Genomic DNA, 21,702 nt, shown 5'->3' with positions numbered 1-21,702 from the left:
ATCTCGTATAACCATAACATCATGACCCCAAATTTTTTGGCCGTAGGAAACATGATTTGCTAAAGGAGACCCTGCATGAAACAAGCATGACATACGCTAATTTAAAGACCAAGATGAAATTATCACATAAAAAAGACCTAAATGACCTATTTCGGAAGGTAATTTTATGTTTGGTAATTGCTTTGTTGCATAATTCCTTATTCTCCGGTTATCATCATGATCATCATGTTATATTCTTCTAAAAATGTTATACAATGATACTTTTATCATGATCTCCTTTACCATGTTTTGAAACCTGTTTGCTGATGTGTATTCACCAAACATTCTCTTTATAGCTGAGAACACAGTTTCAGATATCCATCTCTGTCCGTATTTTCTTTTTGTCTTCCATTTCAACAGATCCTTTGCTTGTAACTTTACTTCGTTGTTCCTTAACCTATTGTTTTTAGGAGAAACAATAGAGTTCCTTCTTACCTTTATACCTGGATTGATCTTTTTGTCCTCAAGATACACAAAGTTTGGATTTGAATCATAGGCTCCATCAGCTAGTACCGATTTTATCTTTACAGTGTTTGGTTCTCTCGAATCCAAAACATGATTGACTAGTTTCTTTAGCATTTTCCCATCATGTACCTTCTCATCTGTCACTTCCAAAGCAATGATTTTCCTGGTCTTTATGTCTACAGCAACGTGGATCTTGAGATATCCTTTTCTATTTTGTGTATTCCATTTCTCATCCATCCACTGACCTCTGTTAGTAATCTTGATACCTGTACTGTCTATTGATATTATTAGGTCATCATCGTCATCCATCTTGTCTCTTTTAATATCGATGTTTAGCTTGTTGATTCGTTTACAGATGTGACCATAACTTGGTGGATTAGCAGGTAACCTTTTTCCTGTGGCCTTAATTATACCTTGGGTTTGTCTGTATGGTAGGTGAAATAAATAGCGAATGTAACCAATGGCCAAGATGAAAGAATCTGGAAATACAAATGGTTTACCCTTTTTGTTTATATTCATATTCTCTATCTCTGAACCCCAACCATCAAGGAAATCATACGAGAAGAGGATCTCACCGCGTTGAACTAATGAGCGATTGTAAGAGGGCCAGTCTATCACAAATAATCAATCTGTTCATTCCAGCTAAATATGTTGAGTTAGGCGACAAAGCATTTGGTAATTGCTTTATTATATGACACAATTGGAGTCGATAAAATCTCAGAATAAGAAATATGCTGAAAGTTTCAAGGATGGAGATTTGTCCATACCTCCATCAAAAAAAATTGCCGTCCTGTCTTGTATGGACGCACGATTGAATGTAAATGAATTATTAGGATTGGGGATCGGCGAAGCTCATATCATTAGGAATGCCGGCGGAATTGCTACAGATGATGCTATACGCTCTTTGATCATATCCCATGAATTACTCGGGACAGAAGAATTCATTGTAATAAACCACACAGACTGTGGTATGTTGACCTTTAGTGACGAAGACCTGCAAAAGAAAATCTCAGAGAAATACAAATCAAACGCTTCAGGCATAGTATTTCATACTTTTGACAATTTAGAGGAAAATGTAAAAAGATAGGTCGAAAAAATTCGTAAAACTCCATTCCTCGCTGACACTGTTTCTGTAAATGGGTTCGTGTATGATGTAAAAACTGGCCGAATAAAGGAAATAACTTAATAGTTTTGGTCTTTGAGTTTCTCATACTCATATTTTCATAAAATTAATGGGACAGAAAGATAAATAGTCCATAGTTCATTTAATTTTTTTTGTTAGATATTAGCTCCCTAGAATATAACTTTACATTTTTGAATTTGAACTTTTAAAAGATGAGTCGTTACCCTTTATTATATTGGTTAGAAAGTATGATCTGTCTAGACAAATTATCCCTAAAAAATCAGACAATGATCCAAACAGTATTAAGTTGATATTTTCTTGGGATAGCCGGTATATTATAAAGTCCAAGATTAATGAATCGATAGACAGACAAAATCTGCCTAATATGTATATCGCTATGCGTTTAAATCACATACATTTTTTATAAATATTTTATTTTTTTGTCATTTATACGCTATTCTCGCATATCTTTTACATAAATGACGTATTTTTTAGAAAGATTTATATAATAATTTTAAGATATTAAATGCATGAACACTTCTCTTATTAATCAAAAAAACCAAACTTGTATTGATACTTGCAATGAATGCGCAATGATGTGCGAAGCCTGTTGTACTGAATGTATGTCTAACACCGAAATGGCCGGAATGATGGGTCGATGTATGATGATGTGCAGAGACTGTGCTCTGATGTGTACAATGACAGCAATGATGATGGCTCGAGGTAGCGAATACTCAAAGCAAATGTGTGAAATGTGTGCTACAATATGTGATGCATGTGCAATGGAATGTGAAAAAATGGGTAACAAAATGGAAGCATGTAAAGAATGTGCTGAAATGTGTAAGAAATGTGCCCAAGAATGTAGAAACATGATGAGATAATTTTTTCATAAAACATCTGAACCTTTTTTGTGTTATCCAATCAAATACTTTGGATTAGTTCTTTTTTGATGGACTGATTCTCTAAGAATCCAATATTATTGTTTCAATAAATTAAATCACTTAATCTGTAGATCTTAATATAACCTTAAAATGAGTGCAATTTTAACACCCGAATGTTGATTCATGCAGACTTTTGGAGGCATGTTAATTCCTCCTTTTAAAAATTGGTACCTTTGTTACGTGTAGTATAAGATAATTCAGTTTGAATAAAGATCCACAATTTTAGGTACGGAGTAAATATTGAGACTTTAGTGGCTGGATCAGTAATTCATCTCAGTACTAACCATATCCGTAAATATGAGCCAAAGCTGCTGCTATCTCCATTTTTTCAAATTCTTTCTCAGTTTTTTCATTACCTAGGTTACCAGGATTCGTGTAATGGGAATATACGGCTTCTATCATTTGAGATTTTGATGCCTTTTTCATATGAAATAAAGCATGGAAATTGTATATTTATTCTAGGATCTGTGACATTTTGGTCATAAGGATGCATAAATAGCATGAATTGTTGTGTTAGTTATTCAATACTGATTTGGTACAGTTATCTCTTATACTGTATAATGAATGATAGTTACTTCAAAACCCTGTTGAGGATCAAACTTTTTCAAATAAAAGACACTCATAATTTATCTTATTTATTATCCTTTTTAATTTGGCTAGCTTTAACCAGCAAAGGATATTTCTTTATTCAATTGCCATAATCTAATCAGAGTTAACCAATACAAGAGAGTCAGAAATGTAGTTACTAAATCAGTGAGTTAAAATATTTTTCCGCAATGTCCATTTTCAGTATGATGACGGGTCAAAAGATTTTTGATTTTTCAGAGTGAAGAATATTTATTTTTCCCTGTAGAGGATATAAGGTTTTAATTACCTTTTTCGAAGTTATAGACGAGGTATGCAGTCGATACTGGTAGATCTTGCATTAAACTGCTAATACTGCACATAAGATTTCAATTATATTATAACACTTTGTTATAAATTAAATGTCGAACTTAGTGAATCATCTACAATCTATTAACAATCCTTTTTTAGATCTTCAAAATATGTCAAAGGAATTATTTGTTCCCAATAATAATGATACCACTAGACTTGCTGTCATTGACAAATTAAGTTCAAAGGTAAAAAAAGGAGGATTTGTTGCTATTGGAGATCCTTTTGGATATGAAAAAAGTGCATTACTAAATATAGAACCTGACCTAAGTGTCCCTTCTCAGCGCAAAATCGATCATCTCTTAGTCGAATCAATTTCAAGAGAAACACTATTGGAATCTGAATGGTTCTTTATTAACCATTGTGAATTAGGTCTAAAACTTGCAGATGATGAACAAATTATTTCGCTTTTAAGCCCGAATTAATCATGTTAGAGCTACAAAAAAAATCTCCCTTAAAGACTAAAGTAGATCTGGAAGTTTTCGCTAATACTGTTTTATTTATTGCAGTTTTTATTGGCCTATGGCAACTGGCATATTTAAGTGGTATTTGGCCAAAAGTTTCACTACCTTCTCCTATCATGGTAGTAGGATCGTTTTATGACCTAATTCTAGATAGCACTTTGACTATAAGCATCGGAATGACCCTTTACAGGCTTTTGATTGGTTTTGCTGCTTCAATAGGAATTGGAGTTTGTGTGGGACTTGCAATGGTAAGATTTGGCGGTTTTGGAAAAACAATGAGTTCCTTTGCGGTAGGATTGCAGTCTTTTCCTAGTGTTGCTTGGGTGCCATTTGCTATCCTGCTTATCGGTCTAAATGATATTGGAATATTATTTGTAGTTATAATGAGTTCAGTATTTTCAGTAATGATCTCAGCATATAGTGGAATAAGAAACATACCGCCCATATATCTAAAGGCTGCAAGAAATATGGGAGCCAAGGGTTTCTCATTATTTAGATATTTAATGATACCAGCAGCCACACCTGCATTAATAATAGGAATAAAACAAGCGTGGTCATTTGCTTGGCACGCTTTGATTGGAGCGGAAATACTAATGGCTGCTGCGGTAGGGATAGGACATATACTGTTAGTGGGTAGAGAATTTCAGCTGATGGATAACATAATAGCATCTATGATTACTATTTTCGCATTAGGAATGCTATTTGACAAAGTAATCTTTGCAAAACTAGAAGATAAGGTAAGAGAGAAATGGGGATTAAGACAGGAGCATGATATCGAGAATAAATAAAGCAATATCCATTACATAATGTTCTTTTTTATGAATTGCAGAGGGTTATTAATGCCCTGCATTAACTAAACGATTTTGTTATAGAGAATGAGTTTATGATCGTTTGTCTTATGTAAGACAAATGGAATCAAATTTAACATTAATTTTTCATAATTACAGACTAGGACGTTTGGAAGAAGAAAATCAACTTACCTAATCGCCCTAATCTGTAATTTGCATGAACAAGTATTCTTACACAGTCGTAGCACTGCGCTACCTATTCTACGACCAAAAAGTAATAATATTGTTTTTATACACGAAAAATTTTCTATTTACGCGAGATATCTTCATAGTCATATCAAAGTATACATTATTAAAAATTAAAAACCACTAAAAAAATTCGTTCTTTGTGATATCAACCTTTTAACTTTAATAGTTTGTTCAAGTTTAGAATGGAATAAAAAATATTGAAAGATCTTATTTGATGGTGTTTGTATGAATATGTAATATCATTCGTAATTGAAACAGCCATTATTTTAAGACCAACAATGTAACTACTATTTACGCATAAATTGCATATTTTAATCCAAAATTACGTGGACCGGTTCAAAAATAAGCAGAGCGTAATCCAACATAAGTATGGCTCAATCAACAAAAATAGAATACAAACATCCTGAAGTATTGGTAGAAACCCAATGGCTTGATAAGCACCTAAGCGACCCCAATGTCAGAATCATTGAGGTGGACTACGACTCTAAAGCCAATTATCTTCTTGGACACATACGCGGCGCAGTTTTGGCGGATTGGAAAAAGGACATTAACCATTCTTTGTCGAGAGATATTTTGACTAAAGAAAACTATGAGAATTTACTCCAAAGATTTGGATTAGATGATGACTCAAAAACTCTTGTATTATATGGCGATTTTAACAATTGGTTTGCCGCATTTGCGTTTTGGGTTTTTAAATACTATGGATATAAAGATGTTCGCTTGTTAAATGGTGGAAGAAAAAAATGGTTAGAAGAGGATAAAGAAATTACAAAAGAAATACCTAATTATCCAAAAGGCATGTTTAATCTTGGTGAATCTTTTGCACCAGACAGCAGTATAAGGATATTTCTATCTGACATAAAAGATTCTCTGGTAAGCAGAAGAAGATTTCAAATTAGATTAGTAGATGTAAGGAGTCCTGATGAATACCACGGAAGAATAACGGCACCGCCGGAGTATCCCACTGAACATGCACAAAGGGCTGGCCACATCCCCGGAGCAAGTAACATTCCATGGGCACAAGTATTGAATGACGATGGAACATTCAAAACATTTGAGGAATTGTCTAAACTGTATGAAGCAAAAGGTATCCATCCAGATAACGAAGTAATTACATACTGCAGAATTGGAGAACGTTCTTCGCATACATGGTTTGTCTTAAAGTATTTGTTAGGCTACCCCGATGTGAAAAACTATGACGGATCTTGGACAGAATGGGGAAACCTGATAGGAAATCCTATAGAGAAAGATTCGATTTAACAAAGGAAAGAAATTTTTCTTTTTTTTAATATATACTAGTCATATTCATCGAGAGTAAACATAATGAAGATAATCTTTACAAATACCCAATCAAATAATTATTCATTTATTGATCATGAAGATGACGAAATTATGAACAAGATGCCCTCTAACAGATCATTACACTTGTTTGGAAAATCTATCATACTTCGCAACATGCCAATAATAAATTCACTCTATGGCATAGATTCTGTTGTAATTCCAAAGAATATGAGTTTTCTAAAATCAATAATACAGACTGAGTTCAAAAATTTGCCTGTTATCGAAGTAGACGAGGGGAACAGCAAATCTGATTCGAATTTGAATGACACTATTGATGATAATACTGGAAGTATGATCAATAAAAACAAGATCAATAGACATCCCATAGCCAATTTGAAATTTTTTCATCGTCTGCGGCTGGTTCTTTTACTTCATCAGAAATAGCCACAACTAGTACAACCAAGTCTCGATGCACAGAACCTGATTTTTCAAAATCGCAATATTATCAGATAACACCGGTTTATAATAAAGAACTCATGTCGATGAACCCTTACAACACAATAGTAGGAAGTAATTCAACCAAGTCAACGCTTGAATCCTTTAAGTTTCAACATCCATGGGAATTCCTAGATATTACTCAGGAGTTACTAAAGTTTGAAATAAAGGCCACCACCATATCAAACAAGGCCACGTTTGCAAAAACAGCTATTATTGAGGGACCATGTGTAATTGAGGACCATGTAGTTATCGATGACTTTGCAAAAATAAAAGGTCCAGTATACATAGGCGAAGGCAGTTTTATCGGGATGGGTTCACTAATAAGGAATAGCATGCTTGGCCATAAGACCAATATAGGCTTTAATTGTGAAATAGGAAAATCCTATTTTGCATGAAATACAAAAATATCCCATCACAACGTGATCCTTGATAGCATCATAGGAAAGAACGTCTGGTTTGGAGGCTATTCAGGTACGGCAAATGTACTACTTACAAGAAAAAATATCCACTACAAGATAAAAGACAAACTTATAGACACGGGCAAGAACCACTTTGGAGCAGTGGTTTCAACTAATTGTTCGATAGGTGCGTCGGTGATCATTATGCCAGGAAGATGGATATCTCCGGATTCTATTATACCTGCAGACATTGTTTTTTCAAAATAGGCTGTATAAAAGGTTCCAGTTTTGAAGCATACTTCCATAATAAAGGATCTATGCTTTTAAAGTTAGCAATGAAGGGTTCTCATTTTCTGTCAGGTTTACATTACAATTACAAGATGTGCTTAAGATTTGTTCTAGTATTATCAAAGGTTTTTTTAGCTTTTGACAAAACTAAAAATTACCAACTTCATAGTTGGCAGACAGCAGTTATTGATTATTGCAGAATCATCACGGTCTATTTTGATTCCGATTTACCTTCTTTCTATTCCTCAAATACACTCATATCATTGACTTATTCAAATTGAGGAGAACGGCATCCACTTCTCTTGTAGTTACCGACTTCACTATGTTTTAATTCAGAAAGAATGTTGAAAACAGTATCCATCTAGGACTAACATTGGTTTCAATCGAATATGTTATTTTTTTGAGACAATATAAATAGAAAAAAGGTGATCATATGAATAAGATTAACCTTCTCTTTTTGAAGCAGGTAACACCAAATCACGTGAAAAAGAATACATTTATCCTCTTCTTATGACTGAAAATTGGAATTAAACACATAAACAACTATGCCTGTAGATAATTGCAAAAATTAGACGCCATTTACTTATCATTTTTAGAAAAACTGCATATTTGACAAATTCTAAATATCCATTCTGCTATATATCACATACCAACATTTCATGACCATATAGACACCCACCTTAAAACAAAGGAAATATTGTGGGATTACTCATGAGAGATTTGGCTCATTATAATCACTACTGAAACAAATCTCTTCCCACTTTATTTCAAAACCATTTATAAATACTTTCTTTCGATACAAGAAGAATATTACCAATCATCTTTGCTTATGGCACTAATAATGATTGGGTAAATCGTATTACATGAGATTTGATTTCGATGTAACTATAAAAAGGATTTATATTTGCCCTGATTCTTACCATAAAGTATTGAAAAGAGTATCCTAGCCTAACTCTTGTTTCATAATTATTTATAGGTTAATGTTTATAGGATTCTGTATTCTAAATTAGATAAATTTAGTATCTATAAGTTGAGGATATGTGAATATTTTTATCTATTTACTATAAATCTGCACTTTTAGAAATTGCTATATAGATTTGTATGTAACAAAACATTGCAGTTCCAATCTAGTTCCTTTTACGAAATATTGTGGGTAGTAACACTCTGGGCGACGGCATCATGTTCTGTCTATCCACAATATTTAGAAACCAATCTAAATAAACATAAACCTATAAAAAAACTCTTGTCTGAGTATCGTCTACATTAGGAATGAGGAGAAAAATAAAAGTAGAGTACATCTATGTCATAAACATTTTTGCAGCATAATAATGGTATCCATGTTAATCCTTCTGACCGCTGACACACCCATACGTCGTTTTATCCATCATGCAAAACAAAAGTAAGGTATTAGGTAAACGCCTTCTGATGTCTATTTCCTCTGTAAAATTATCTCTGCATTCAGTTTATGTTGCGTAAATGCATTGATTGAGTATCGCTATCAATTTCAATAACGAAAATCAGAGACAATTGTCATTTAGAAAAAAATCTCCCTAATGTTCAATTAGATTGACTAAAACATATTGTACAAGTTTCGCTACTTCAAGTTGTTAATATGATCCAAAAAAGGGGATTTTACTTCTCATCGTAAGTTGATAAATAAAATAAGGTCCAAAATAAGGTTTAAGCAATTATCTAATTATTAGTATTAGACAATTAATATTTTCATGAAAAGGATCAGCTCAGGTTTCAAATATGTATTGATTTACTGAGAAAAATATCCAAAGATAACGTTAAAACACCATCTGATTGATCAATACCTGCAACAGATCAAGATTTGTGAAATGCTTATGGGTATTGACCATGAGACTAATTGCGGCCAGGTTCACGAGATATTGTTTTTGACCTGTGAATTTCATCAATATTTTTTTGATAGTCTATTTTGTCGACGTTCAAGGTACCAGTCATTTTGCTTAATTCGTTAGCAACCACCCTTGCCTTCCGCCTTCTAGTAACCTTACGTTATCATGACCAATATGCTTAAAAATCCAATAAGTAATAGATGCAAACCAATTATTAAAATCGCTGCATAGCACTATTGTAGTATTTTCATCGTTTACACCAATTTTTTTTAGTAGTTTATTATGTTTTTCATTTTGTTTGTGGGTATCCACATCCTCAGCTTGATCAATATCCTCATTCCAGTCTAAAACAGATGCTCCTGGCACTGCAGGGTGCGGACGACTGTTCTTTGCGTCATAAATCACTTCAACAAGTCTTACGCTCCTGTCTTGTAAATGTTCATTAACCCATTGAGAACTAACTAATTCTGATTTAGGCCAAAATTCCAAAGATTCTCTAGTAGACATACCATATTATACAGTATCATTGTATATACATGACCTTAAATACACAATTTGTGTATCATATGCGCAGTTGAAACACAATTTCGGTAGGAACTCTACAATTGGGGTAATTGACGCCGTTATTATGTAATATTTTCATACATAATCCTTTTCTTTCATGTTATATGTTACCAAATATATATTTAGATTTGAATTGCAGTAACATATGTCACAACACTGAAATTCCTTATTTTACCTATGAATTCTACAATATGATTAAATCAAACAACATAAAGAAAACGTGGTTAGTTGCAATACTTGTCACAACCGTCTTGATAGGATCAATAGTAACGAGTCAGGACAATTTAGCATTCGCAGGTGGAAAACACAAAAAATCTAATGAAGCAGAACAAGGGATATCACAACTTCAAGGATTGGAACAAGGATCTAGTGTAAGTTCTGGAAATGACAATCTAGCCTCAGGGAATAATGTAGGTTTATTGCTAAATCTAAACGATGGAAATAACGCCTTAGGGCAGCAATAAATATACCACTAGAGGTCCAAAACGGGACAAAAAATCATCTTTTCTTTTTTTTACACCACATTACAATTAATAGGATTTCATTTTTAACTCCGATTCAACGAATGTCTTCTATTTTGATGATTTTGAATATGCGCTAAATATCTGACAATCTATTTATTGAAGTAACATAATAGATATACGCACATCCTGCGTATATTTGTTATAAATATTACATTTTTTGTCAATATATGCGCAATATTTGCACATATTTTACATAAATGACGTATTTTTTAGAAAGATTTATATAATAATTTTAAGATATTAAATGCATGAACACTTCTCTTATTAATCAAAAAAACCAAACTTGTATTGATACTTGCAATGAATGCGCAATGATGTGCGAAGCCTGTTGTACTGAATGTATGTCTAACACCGAAATGGCCGGAATGATGGGTCGATGTATGATGATGTGCAGAGACTGTGCTCTGATGTGTACAATGACAGCAATGATGATGGCTCGAGGTAGCGAATACTCAAAGCAAATGTGTGAAATGTGTGCTACAATATGTGATGCATGTGCAATGGAATGTGAAAAAATGGGTAACAAAATGGAAGCATGTAAAGAATGTGCTGAAATGTGTAAGAAATGTGCCCAAGAATGTAGAAACATGATGAGATAAGTAACTCTTTTTATTCTCATTCTCGTTCTACTTCTCGTTCAAATTTTTATGATTTCTTATTCTTATTAATTAATTAATTAATTAATTACCAACAATCATTCAGTCATTTGTAGGAATTGTGAAAGGATCGATCTAAAATAGCAGATGCACCGGTTAACCATTCTTGTTTTTATTGTAAATTTGGTAGGACCTTGCTAAACTAAAACTAGTAGAATGTGAATTATTTGCGCATACTACTCCAATATATCATATACAACATTCCTTTTATTACAATTTTTGTAATAACTAATTATGACTTTGCAACTAAATCATTCAATTGATTCAAGGATTGAAAAGGATGACCTGGGTATGCGTTTGAAGATTTCGACTTTCAAATATGCTCTAAGATGCAACCAATGCTCTTGGAAAGTATCATTCTCTGAAGCATCGGGAAGTATCCACTTAGACAATCATAAAATGATCTGCCCTCTCTGCAAACAAAAAGAAATTAGATGGATAAGATTTACTTTTTAGTTTATTCAAGTTCCAGGTTTAGTTCGATTCAAATAGAGGGAACGAAAATGAGGCTGAATTTCATAATTGCCAACCGTTGAATCATTATTTCAACACCTTTCCGACCCAGGTTATTCATTTCAAGGCCAGGAATTAGAAAAAAATTCTAAATCAATAAAAATATTTCCCTCCTTTTATTATGGAAAATCTAATCGGGATTCATTTTGTTCATATGAGGAATACAAAGGTATGCTCTCTATTCCCCAATCAAATACTGGTGTGATTCTTTGTAAAAAAAGCATGGAGGGTCTGCTATACCAATTTCAAAAAGAAGGACAACTATTGAAATTTGTTGATAATCCTAGACTTGAATATACAAGACTTGCAAAGCGCATTACTTATGCTCTGCCTAAGGTTGGTATATCCAAAAATTCGGTTATAGCCGATTCAGCTAAGATAGGAAGAGATTGTCATATTGGCGATTACGTAGTTATAGGTGATAATTGTACTATTGGTAATAATACCATAATAGAATCAAAAGCGAATTTGCAAAATTGTATGGTAGGGGATAACTGTTCTATTCAACACAATACTACTATTGGTTCTGATGGATTTGCATTTGAAAGAGCAAATAATACTTTAGAACTAGAAAAATTTCCCCACCATGGTAAAGTGGTGATTGAAAACGATGTAGAAATATTCGCAAATTGTTCTATAGCACGAGGATCACTCTCTGACACGATTATAGGACAAGGAACCAAAATTGAGACATCATGTCATATAGCCCATAATGTTACCATCGGAAAAGATACTGAACTAAGAGCTGGAACTATAGTAGGCGGTAGTACAACCATTGGCAATAATTGTTGGTTAGGATTAAATAGTACTATAAAAAACAAGATAAAAATAGGCGATCAAGTTATTGTGGGTTCAGGCAGTTCCGTTATCTATGACATTGTAGATGAAGATATTGTTGCAGGGGTACCAGCAAAATCTATTAAAATAAATAAGAACCATTAGAGAAGAAATACCACTATTGATCACAAATAGATGCTTAGTAAATTCTATTATGGTGCTAAATAAATTTTTTTTTGAATTTAACAATATTGTTTTTTTTAGCTTGCACCAATTTGCTTATTGGCTTGGTAGGCTCTTGCCATGGACAAAAGCTTAAGATGCCATTTCATTATAGAATGGATGGGACAATAATCTGTACAGAACATGTATTAAGTAGTCTACATCGCATTTTTGATTTGTTGTTTGGGGAAACTGAAGGAAAACTGGTCTATTGTATGAGATATTACCTTGATTCATGAGGCATATTTAGTCACCTGTTAAGGAAATTAAGTACAAGAAGAAAGGCTATTAAGATTGAAACAGTTTAGACTCCTATCAAAGCTAGTGCAAATAATAATTAGACTGGATCAAATGCATAAATGAAATTTAAAGTGTTTCTCTTATTTAGAATGATAAGGAATACACTTAATTCCTCAGTAGCATTTTACTAAAAGTTTGGTCCATGCTTGTGATAATAGCACGTCCAAAATGAATAAAGAAGTCTAGTAACGGCAATTAGCATGCAAATTATTTAGTTGAATCTTGGATTCGCTAAATGTTAGAGAAATTAAACAGGTACAGTTATGTTGGATACAAAAGTAGATATTGAGATTTTTTGGCCAATTTGATTAAAATTTCTCCAGTTTGAACGCTATATTTTCTAATGAACCAAATAGAGAATGCATCATTTATTATTCTTCTAGATATTTACGTCAACCTTATGAAATCATAGTGCTCATAAACTTGTTTTGTATTCTGCTTTTTATATAACAGAGATTGTGATTCAGGTTGCTGACCTTAACCATGTGATGGCATGGGTTCAGTTATTACCTGAATCACATACTATAATGAATACGTACCGTTCTTGTGTTTCTGCAAGGCATAACTACTTGATTGGATGGGACTGCCAATCATGAGTATAGGGTATTTCATAGTTATTAAACGCTCTTTATAAAAAAAATACAAAAAACTATTTAATTTCGATTAGTAAATCCACATGAAGTATCAATCCCCAATAAAAGATAATACGATTGAACCATTTAGATAGGTATAATAATATGCCAAATTTAGCTAATGGATGCAGATCTTGCACATAGGAACTTATCTAAAGATTACTTATTTCCAATTACATTATACAAATTCGCTAATACACTAGAGTCCTTGACGTTTTGGATCGTCCTATTAAAGATCATATATTTGGAGTAGTGAATTCCAAAACTATTATTGAATTATTAGGAGTTACCAGGCAATTTGGAATTACGCGTTAACAAGAAAAGATAGCAACTGGTAAATTTAGTCTTAGCCTAAATTAATTTAGTATTAGAGATTCTAGATTCCCTTACTACTAATACCTTTTTGTGCAGTAAATATGGGATTAATATAGGATCAATTCCGTTTAAGTAGGAATAAACCAATATATTTTCCAAATAACGACTTTAAAAGTTCTAAATTATTAGTCATAAAAGACGCATAAATTTCAGGAAGTGTGCAGGTATGGCATAGATCGGCGAATGTTGCGTATAGGGCTTTAATTATATAATTTCTCATTTATACAATAAATATGTCTAGCTTAGCAAGTCCCATTCAATCTACTGATGGTTTAATTCTAAAACTTGAAAACATTTCTAAAGGATTTACTGATAAAAAGAACAAGATTAATTCCAAACATACAGTTATCAACAAACTTAATTTAAGTATCAAAAATGGAGAGTTCGTTACTATTGTGGGTCCTTCTGGATGTGGAAAAAGTACGTTACTTAATTTGGTTGCTGGTTTAGACGAGGTATGTGATGGAGAGATTCTCGTTGATGATAAACCTGTTGCTCTCTCGCCAAGAACGGATAGGGTTATAGTTTTTCAGGAAGGAGCATTGTTTCCCTGGCTAACAGTTTGTGAAAACATTGAATTTGGTTTAAAAATTGCAAGGATTCCAAAAGAAAAAAGAAAAGAAAAAGTCATGAAATTAATCGAAATGGTTCAATTGACTAATTTTACTCACGCCTATATTCATCAGCTATCAGGAGGAATGAAGCAAAGAGTTGCGATAGCCAGAGCATTGGCATTAGATCCTAAAATTTTGTTAATGGATGAGCCATTTGCCGCTTTAGATGTTCAGACTAGGAAAATGCTGTATTCACATTTGTTGAGAATTCATCAAGAAACCAAAAAAACCATTTTGTTTGTTACCCATAACATTCATGAGGCAGTGGCGTTGGGTGACAGAGTTATTGTTATGTCTCCTAAATTGGCGAATATTAAGAAACAAATAATTGTGAATATACCGCGACCACGCAGTATTGACCATCCACTAGTTGAATCAATAACCCGAGAAATAATTTCTGAATCAAACGATTTATTTGTGAATGATCCTGTTAAAGAATCTGAAATTGCTAGTGAAGAGCTAAATCGTACAATTATTTCTACTGTAAATTAATCAAGTGTTCCACAAGTTCAAGATCAGGAAAGGGTGATGATAAACCAAGAAGATATTCAAAGGCACTAGAAATATCCATTTGTCTTGATATTATTTCTTCACCGGTTATTTTGTTTTAAAATCAAAACGGCCTCTAATGTTATCCTCAAAGTCTGCATTTTCATGGCATGATTATTAGACTATTCAAAAGCCATACTATCAATTAAGGGTTCAATCAGAATTCCGGATAATACGTTTGGAAAAAATAAATGTTACAGTAGTTATGCGATTACTAAATATCAGTAAACATTTCCTGGCAATTCGAAACAAAATATTTCATCAGGTTTAAACCATTTTTTACGCTAAACCGTATACAGTAGATTTGGTTGTCATGAATAAAAGTGGACAAATTTAGGAGAGTAAAGTCGTAAAAGGTATGAGACTTATAATGCGTCAAATTAACGTCTTATGCGAAAATTAGTGCTCCTTGCCTACTGTGTACTTACAAAAATGCATATATCAATTTAATTATATGTAAATTCTGCATACATCTATTCATGCTAGAAACCCTCATTGAGGACAGAATAGATCATAAAAAGCCCCGCCATGATGGTATTACATACATTATAGATAAATTTCAAGGTCTTGATAAAGAGAATTTTGAAACTATTTCTCCCTATATTGATATGGTCAAGATATATGGGGCATTTCCTCTCCTTCTGAAACAACAGAGTCTTATTAATAGAATCGATTTTTACCATCAGTCAAATGTTCTAGTCTCTACTGGGAGTACTCTAACTGAATACGCCATTCGTGAACAAGTGTTTGATAAATTTATGGACAGTGCAAAAACAATTGGGTTTGATATTATTGAAATAAGTGAAAACAGCATTCATCTTACCTTTGAGGAAAAAAAGAAGATTTTAAAAATAGTTGATTCGTATGACATGAGGGCTCAATGGAAAATAGGACACAAAGATCCCAGAAGGCAACTTTCAGTTGATGAAACCGTAAAGAAGATGAACGAAGTTCTAGAAATAAGCCAAGAGAAAATAGTTCTGGAGGCAAATTTGGGATACAATGTAGGCATCTATGATGAAAAGGGCGATATTAAATGGAATTTGCTTTCTGCTATTACTTCAAAAATTTCTCCCAACAGCATAATTTTTGAAGCTCCCTTAGAGATTCAGCAGGCAGTACTGGTTGCAGAATTTGGACAGCGAGTCAGCATGGGTGAGATTAAACTCAATAATGTTTTATCTATAGAATCCCAAAGGAGGGGTTTCCTATCAAAGGCAAGTTTTAGTATTACTCCAGTCAAGAAAGGACCTGAAGGTAGTCCGGCTACAAAATTTATTCATTATATAATTAGGAGTAAACACCCCATTGATCAAAGCGAACTCATCTATATTACAAATCTACCACGAAGAACTGTTCAAGCTTCAGTCGAAGAACTCAAAGAGCAAGGGCTGATAGTAGAAAAGAATAGCTTGGACGACACGAGAAAAAAAGTCTACAATTTAGTTAAGGCCGAATGGATCTAAGAAATACTGACAAGTTCATACGGACTAGAATTTCATGATTACCCATCCTTTCTAAGGTGTTTTGGTTACATAAAATTATGATTATCTCTTATATTTTTCAGTTTTATCAAAATTTGAATAAAATTTCCAATACTACGACAAGATATTTTTAATTAATTATCCAACATTACCATAATGCCAAAAAGGTTAATTATATTATGTCAGAGCCAAAAGTACGTATGTTGTTTACCTGTGACCATTTATTCCACATAGCAGCTGGTCATGACAAAACAGATGTTATGATATAGTTGATAAGGACAAAATTCAAAAAACCTGAGAAAGAAAATTGATATACGGGAGGTCTAATAATAAACAGGATTTCTTTGTACGAGGGGCCGGAAGACGATAAAACTAGACGGAAAAATAAAGAAGATGTAATGATTAACATTGATGAATCACAATCCATCGAGGAATCAGAAATCTTATCTTTAGAAGAAAAAAGGCCTAATGAAAGTAAGAATCCCTTTAAAAAGAAAATTAAGTTGGATGAATTAGCTAATACTGTTTTATTTATTGCAGTTTTTATCGGCCTATGGCAACTGGCATATTTAAGTGGTATTTGGCCAAAAGTTTCACTACCTTCTCCTATCATGGTAGTAGGATCGTTTTATGACCTAATTCTAGATAACACGTTGTGGGTAAGCATCGGAATGACCCTTTACAGGCTTTTGATTGGTTTTGCTGCTTCAATAGGAATTGGAGTTTGTGTGGGACTTGCAATGGTAAGATTTGGCGGTTTTGGAAAAACAATGAGTTCCTTTGCGGTAGGATTGCAGTCTTTTCCTAGTGTTGCTTGGGTGCCATTTGCTATCCTGCTTATCGGTCTAAATGATATTGGAATATTATTTGTAGTTATAATGAGTTCAGTATTTTCAGTAATGATCTCAGCATATAGTGGAATAAGAAACATACCGCCCATATATCTAAAGGCTGCAAGAAATATGGGAGCCAAGGGTTTCTCATTATTTAGATATTTAATGATACCAGCAGCCACACCTGCATTAATAATAGGAATAAAACAAGCGTGGTCATTTGCTTGGCACGCTTTGATTGGAGCGGAAATACTAATGGCTGCTGCGGTAGGGATAGGACATATACTGTTAGTGGGTAGAGAATTTCAGCTGATGGATAACATAATAGCATCTATGATTACTATTTTCGCATTAGGAATGCTATTTGACAAAGTAATCTTTGCAAAACTAGAAGATAAGGTAAGAGAGAAATGGGGATTAAGACAGGAGCATGATATCGAGAATAAATGACTTGACATTGAGTTAACGACATTTTTAGTAATACACACATCACACATCACACATCATTCTATTGAAGCGTGACAAGTTAATATAGGGGGCATTAGAATATTGACAATAATCATCTGTGAGTCAGAATCACACATATATTGCAAAAACCACATGTATTGTACATTTTTTGCCTATTTCTGATTATTAATACATACCATTTACAAAAAAAATAACATGGATTCAAAATTAAAATTGGGTATTTCATTTGCCATAATTATCGCAGTTATTATATCTTCTAATTATAACTTCTATTGGTCTTTATTGCTTGGTCAGGATAACAGTACAACTGGATCCAGCAGTCAAACCGTAAACGCGAAGGCTGATGCCTTGAAAATTGGGTATTTTCCAAACCTAAATCATGCTCAAGCCATTATTGGCTTAAATAACGGAGATTTTAGGCAAATAATAGAAAATGACAAGAATTTAGGTAACATCTCTCTAAAAGGGATTGTTTTTACCTCTGGTCCCTCTGCGATTGAAGCTCTATATGCAGGTCAGATTGATGTAGCTTACGTTGGTCCTAACCCTACTATTAATGGTTACATTGTTTCGGGAGGAGATGGTTTACGCGTAATTTCTGGTGCATCTAGCGGTGGCGCATCATTTGTGGTTAGAAATGATTCAGGAATAGAAACAGTCAATGACCTAGGCAGAAAGAAATTTGCATCCCCTCAATTAGGTAACACACAAGATGTGGCCTTGAGAAAATACTTGATAGATAATGGTTATAATACTATTGAAAATGGTGGAAACGTAACAGTGGTAGCAGCAAAACCTGCAGATTTAATCAATATGTTTGTAAATAAAGAGATTGATGGAGCATGGGTTCCCGAACCTTTGGTCGCCATTCTAAAAGAGCAAGGAGATGGATTTATCTTGGTCGACGAAAGGGATCTCTGGCCACCAGAAGGTAAATTCGTGACAGCTAATATTTTAGCCAGAGCAGATTACCTTGAAAAGAATCCAGAAATCATAAAGAAACTACTCGAAGCACATGTCAATGAAACACTATGGATAAATCAAAAGTTATCAAATACTAATAATTCTGAAACGGATGAAAAAAATATTCAAGAATTAGCGGTTGCATTCAATGAAGGGCTAAAAAAAATTACTGGTAAAACTTATCCAGAGAACCAAATAAAAGACGCATTATCACGAATAGAATTTACATACGATCCCCTATCGTCCTCGCTTAACAAGATTGCTGAGGATGCTAACGACTTGGGATACATTAATCTTGGAAGCGGGCGTGAAATAGATCTATCAAGTATTTATGATCTTGGGCTCTTAAACGAAGTACTAAAGAGCAAAGGCCTTAGCCCCATTCCATAAGCAGTAATAATATTTTGATATTTAATTTACTACTAATTAGTAAATTATAATATTGTTAATAAACGGAGGCAGGTTCTATCCGATATATTGGGATAAATAGGAACAGGTAGGATAATTTCGTAAAATCAAATACATATATTTTGTGGCCATTGATACTATCATGGCTAACAAGTTAACCATCACTATTCAAAATCGCACTCCTTAGATTTTTGATTTTGGATCACGATACTTTCAAATTTGAACGAAGTAGGGATCATATCACTTGCCTGCACTAGACGACATATCAAATAATCAACATAGTGGTTTAACCAATTAGGCCTTTAGGTGTAGATGACATAATATTATAACTTTTCGGTCGGCGCAGAATATATGCTTAAACTGCACAATATTAAAAAAAATGGCACATTGAAAATGAATAATAAGTAACGTTAAACGATATACGACTGATGATTAATAAGTCAGAAAAAGTAGGTTTCAAGATTCCAAAGAATCTTGATAATAGAGGAAGACAAATTATCATAGTCTTTACAATGATTATTACCACAGTTGCATTGATATCAGCACCCATATCGATTGCCAGCGCACAATCATTAGGTAATGAGAAGAAAACTTTGAGAATTGGGTACTTTCCAAATATCACTCATGCACAAGCCGTAATTGGATTAAATGATGGAGATTTTCAGAAAGTATTAGGTGATAATGTTACTGTTGAAACAGTTAAATTTAATGCTGGACCATCTGCAATAGAATCGTTATTAGCAGATAGAATTGATGCTACATACATTGGCCCCAATCCAGCAATTAATGGTTATCTTCTTACAGACGGCAAAGATCTTAGGGTAATTTCTGGTGCATCTAGCGGTGGCGCATCATTTGTGGTTAGAAATGATTCAGGAATAGAAACAGTCAATGACCTAGGCAGAAAGAAATTTGCATCCCCTCAATTAGGTAACACACAAGATGTGGCCTTGAGAAAATACTTGATAGATAATGGTTATAATACTATTGAAAATGGTGGAAACGTAACGGTGTTACCGATTGCAAATGCGGATATATTGACAGCATTTCTGAAAAAAGAAATAGACGGAGCATGGGTACCTGAACCTTGGGCAACAAGATTAGTACAAGAAGCAGGTGGTAAAGTATTAGTAGATGAAAAAAGTTTATGGCCAGACGGTAAATTCGTGACAGCCAATTTAATAGTCAGAACCGACTACCTTGAAAAGAATCCCGATGTCATAAAGAAATTACTTGAAGCTCACGTAGATGAAACACTAAAGATAAACAACGATACAGCAGCAGCAGCAAAGGAATTTAATACTCAGTTGAAGAAACTAACTGGTCAAGAGATATCAGAAAATGTCCTAGATAAGGCCTTTAGTAATCTAGAACTCACATATGATCCATTGAAGTTAACACTGTTTAAGAGTGCAAATGACGCATATGACCTAGGATTTATAGAGAAAGGTAAAGATCGACCGAATCTTTCAGGCATCTATGATACGACATTGTTGAATGAAGTACTCGCCGAAAAGGGTCTGCAGTCAATTGATGATACAGGGGTAATAAGCAATGCCACAAACAGCACTTCGAGTGGTGAGGCAATAGCAGATATAGTATCGTAGGACAGTCCAACCATACAAATCGGTATATACCTAACCTTTTTTGTATCCTTTTGAAATCCATACATGTTTGCTCAACATAAAATAATTATTAGACATGTTGCCAATTTTTATAACGTTATTCAAACACGCCTTCTCCATTAACAAGATATAGATTAATTCACTATCCTTTAATTGGCTAAAACAAGTAGACAACCTTCTAATTCGTTAACGTACTAACTGGTTACAACTGAGTTTTTGTTTTTCAATAGAGTATCTTAAAATTTCGATATTGAATGAGCTAAATCTCAGTTAGTTACTCGGATTTTATTAGACAAGGTTACTTTGAATTACTTTTTGGAACAAAAATTCCCTATATTAGAGTGGGGAATGTCAGCCAATCTTACTTATTGGGATCAGTTTGATTTTTTTTCACAAAGTCGTTAACTTTTGTAGAATTGTTGCTAGCGAGATTAGAAGATTCGGATGCGGCAATTGGGGCTTTCGAAGCAGTGCTCTTTTCATCAGCACTATTAGAGGAGGAGTCGGATGATGATGATGATGAGGAGGAGGAGGAGCTCTTTTCATCAGCACTATTAGAGGAGGAGTCGGAGGAGGAGGAGCTCTTTTCATCAGCACTGTTTATTTCCTCGATTGTTTGTTCAAAATTTCTGCTTAAAGAACTGAACACACCCTCATTGTTTTGATCTGTCACCTCAATTGACATCCCAAGGAAATTATCCATTAAAGGATTAATTGAAAAAGCAAAAATGACATAAAAACATAATAGTACAGCTAACGATAAACTATTGGTTCTTACTTGTACCACGCCTTTTGGATCCCTTTGAATTTAATATGGATAATGAAGATATAATTGTTAAGTATGATTTATCAATAACATTTTACATATT

At 33.6% G+C, this 21,702-nt stretch carries 20 protein-coding genes; 16 read left to right on the top strand and 4 right to left on the bottom strand.

Translation table 11 applies throughout. From position 1 onward, the window contains the following. Nucleotides 1–228: 228 nt before the first annotated feature. Complete coding sequence (locus NMY3_RS10720) at nucleotides 229–1,122, bottom strand: IS5-like element ISThar1 family transposase (RefSeq protein WP_196815659.1); 894 nt, start codon at nucleotides 1,120–1,122, stop codon at nucleotides 229–231. Between the two features lie 73 nt (nucleotides 1,123–1,195). Between NMY3_RS10720 and NMY3_RS10715 the strand changes: the two genes are divergently transcribed. Next, complete coding sequence (locus tag NMY3_RS10715) at nucleotides 1,196–1,591, top strand: beta-class carbonic anhydrase (protein ID WP_196815850.1); 396 nt, start codon at nucleotides 1,196–1,198, stop codon at nucleotides 1,589–1,591. 659 nt (nucleotides 1,592–2,250) lie between these two features. Beyond that, nucleotides 2,251–2,508: a four-helix bundle copper-binding protein gene (locus NMY3_RS10710; RefSeq protein WP_196815840.1), complete on the top strand. Its 258-nt coding sequence runs from the start codon at nucleotides 2,251–2,253 to the stop codon at nucleotides 2,506–2,508. A gap of 339 nt (nucleotides 2,509–2,847) precedes the next feature. Here NMY3_RS10710 and NMY3_RS10705 read toward each other — a convergent pair whose 3' ends face one another. After that, complete coding sequence (locus NMY3_RS10705; RefSeq protein WP_196815849.1) at nucleotides 2,848–2,994, bottom strand: hypothetical protein; 147 nt, start codon at nucleotides 2,992–2,994, stop codon at nucleotides 2,848–2,850. A 620-nt stretch (nucleotides 2,995–3,614) separates the two neighbouring features. On the opposite strand from NMY3_RS10705, the gene NMY3_RS10700 reads away from it, so the two are divergent. The 6 genes from NMY3_RS10700 to NMY3_RS10675 all read left to right on the top strand — a co-directional run bounded on the left by NMY3_RS10700 (nucleotide 3,615) and on the right by NMY3_RS10675 (nucleotide 7,446). Continuing rightward, entirely contained in the window at nucleotides 3,615–3,926 is a 312-nt protein-coding gene (locus NMY3_RS10700; protein WP_231100020.1) for a hypothetical protein, read from the top strand. Nucleotides 3,927–3,928: 2 nt separating this feature from the next. Further along, complete coding sequence (locus NMY3_RS10695) at nucleotides 3,929–4,753, top strand: ABC transporter permease (RefSeq protein ID WP_196815847.1); 825 nt, start codon at nucleotides 3,929–3,931, stop codon at nucleotides 4,751–4,753. A 618-nt stretch (nucleotides 4,754–5,371) separates the two neighbouring features. Further along, nucleotides 5,372–6,262, top strand: a complete 891-nt coding sequence (locus tag NMY3_RS10690) for a sulfurtransferase (protein ID WP_196815846.1) — start codon at nucleotides 5,372–5,374, stop codon at nucleotides 6,260–6,262. A 63-nt stretch (nucleotides 6,263–6,325) separates the two neighbouring features. After that, the gene (locus tag NMY3_RS10685; protein ID WP_196815845.1) at nucleotides 6,326–6,727 is read left to right on the top strand and encodes a hypothetical protein; all 402 of its coding nucleotides are present in this window, start codon (nucleotides 6,326–6,328) and stop codon (nucleotides 6,725–6,727) included. A gap of 98 nt (nucleotides 6,728–6,825) precedes the next feature. Then, complete coding sequence (locus tag NMY3_RS10680) at nucleotides 6,826–7,176, top strand: hypothetical protein (protein WP_196815844.1); 351 nt, start codon at nucleotides 6,826–6,828, stop codon at nucleotides 7,174–7,176. A gap of 24 nt (nucleotides 7,177–7,200) precedes the next feature. Then, a complete protein-coding gene (locus NMY3_RS10675) occupies nucleotides 7,201–7,446 on the top strand; it encodes a hypothetical protein (protein ID WP_196815843.1) in 246 nt (81 codons plus the stop codon). A 1,991-nt stretch (nucleotides 7,447–9,437) separates the two neighbouring features. On the opposite strand, the gene NMY3_RS10670 is transcribed toward NMY3_RS10675, so the two are convergent. After that, nucleotides 9,438–9,833: a rhodanese-like domain-containing protein gene (locus tag NMY3_RS10670; protein WP_196815842.1), complete on the bottom strand. Its 396-nt coding sequence runs from the start codon at nucleotides 9,831–9,833 to the stop codon at nucleotides 9,438–9,440. Between the two features lie 248 nt (nucleotides 9,834–10,081). Between NMY3_RS10670 and NMY3_RS10665 the strand changes: the two genes are divergently transcribed. The 8 genes from NMY3_RS10665 (at nucleotide 10,082) to NMY3_RS10630 (ending at nucleotide 20,815) form a co-directional block, all read left to right on the top strand. Beyond that, entirely contained in the window at nucleotides 10,082–10,354 is a 273-nt protein-coding gene (locus NMY3_RS10665) for a hypothetical protein (protein ID WP_196815841.1), read from the top strand. A 401-nt stretch (nucleotides 10,355–10,755) separates the two neighbouring features. After that, entirely contained in the window at nucleotides 10,756–11,013 is a 258-nt protein-coding gene (locus NMY3_RS10660) for a four-helix bundle copper-binding protein (RefSeq protein WP_196815840.1), read from the top strand. Nucleotides 11,014–11,592: 579 nt separating this feature from the next. Continuing rightward, on the top strand, nucleotides 11,593–12,525 hold the full coding sequence (locus tag NMY3_RS10655) for a DapH/DapD/GlmU-related protein (protein WP_196815839.1): 933 nt from the start codon (nucleotides 11,593–11,595) through the stop codon (nucleotides 12,523–12,525). Nucleotides 12,526–14,122: 1,597 nt separating this feature from the next. After that, nucleotides 14,123–14,995, top strand: coding sequence for an ABC transporter ATP-binding protein (locus NMY3_RS10650; protein WP_196815838.1), 873 nt, complete (start codon nucleotides 14,123–14,125; stop codon nucleotides 14,993–14,995). Nucleotides 14,996–15,531: 536 nt separating this feature from the next. Continuing rightward, a complete protein-coding gene (locus NMY3_RS10645; RefSeq protein WP_196815837.1) occupies nucleotides 15,532–16,518 on the top strand; it encodes a phosphosulfolactate synthase in 987 nt (328 codons plus the stop codon). Nucleotides 16,519–16,880: 362 nt separating this feature from the next. Then, nucleotides 16,881–17,819, top strand: coding sequence for an ABC transporter permease (locus NMY3_RS10640; RefSeq protein ID WP_231100019.1), 939 nt, complete (start codon nucleotides 16,881–16,883; stop codon nucleotides 17,817–17,819). Nucleotides 17,820–18,032: 213 nt separating this feature from the next. Beyond that, nucleotides 18,033–19,190 carry an ABC transporter substrate-binding protein gene (locus NMY3_RS10635; RefSeq protein WP_196815836.1) on the top strand — a complete coding sequence of 386 codons (1,158 nt, stop codon included), beginning with the start codon at nucleotides 18,033–18,035 and terminating at the stop codon, nucleotides 19,188–19,190. A 446-nt stretch (nucleotides 19,191–19,636) separates the two neighbouring features. Beyond that, nucleotides 19,637–20,815, top strand: a complete 1,179-nt coding sequence (locus tag NMY3_RS10630; protein ID WP_231100018.1) for an ABC transporter substrate-binding protein — start codon at nucleotides 19,637–19,639, stop codon at nucleotides 20,813–20,815. 379 nt (nucleotides 20,816–21,194) lie between these two features. Here the strand turns inward: NMY3_RS10630 and NMY3_RS10625 are convergent, their stop codons facing one another. Next, nucleotides 21,195–21,620, bottom strand: coding sequence for a hypothetical protein (locus tag NMY3_RS10625; RefSeq protein WP_196815835.1), 426 nt, complete (start codon nucleotides 21,618–21,620; stop codon nucleotides 21,195–21,197). Nucleotides 21,621–21,702: the final 82 nt, after the last annotated feature.

This window comes from Candidatus Nitrosocosmicus oleophilus, from assembly GCF_000802205.1.
Taxonomy (GTDB): domain Archaea; phylum Thermoproteota; class Nitrososphaeria; order Nitrososphaerales; family Nitrososphaeraceae; genus Nitrosocosmicus; species Nitrosocosmicus oleophilus.
Note: the sequence above shows the minus strand (reverse complement) of the source record. Positions and strands in the feature narration are given on the sequence as shown.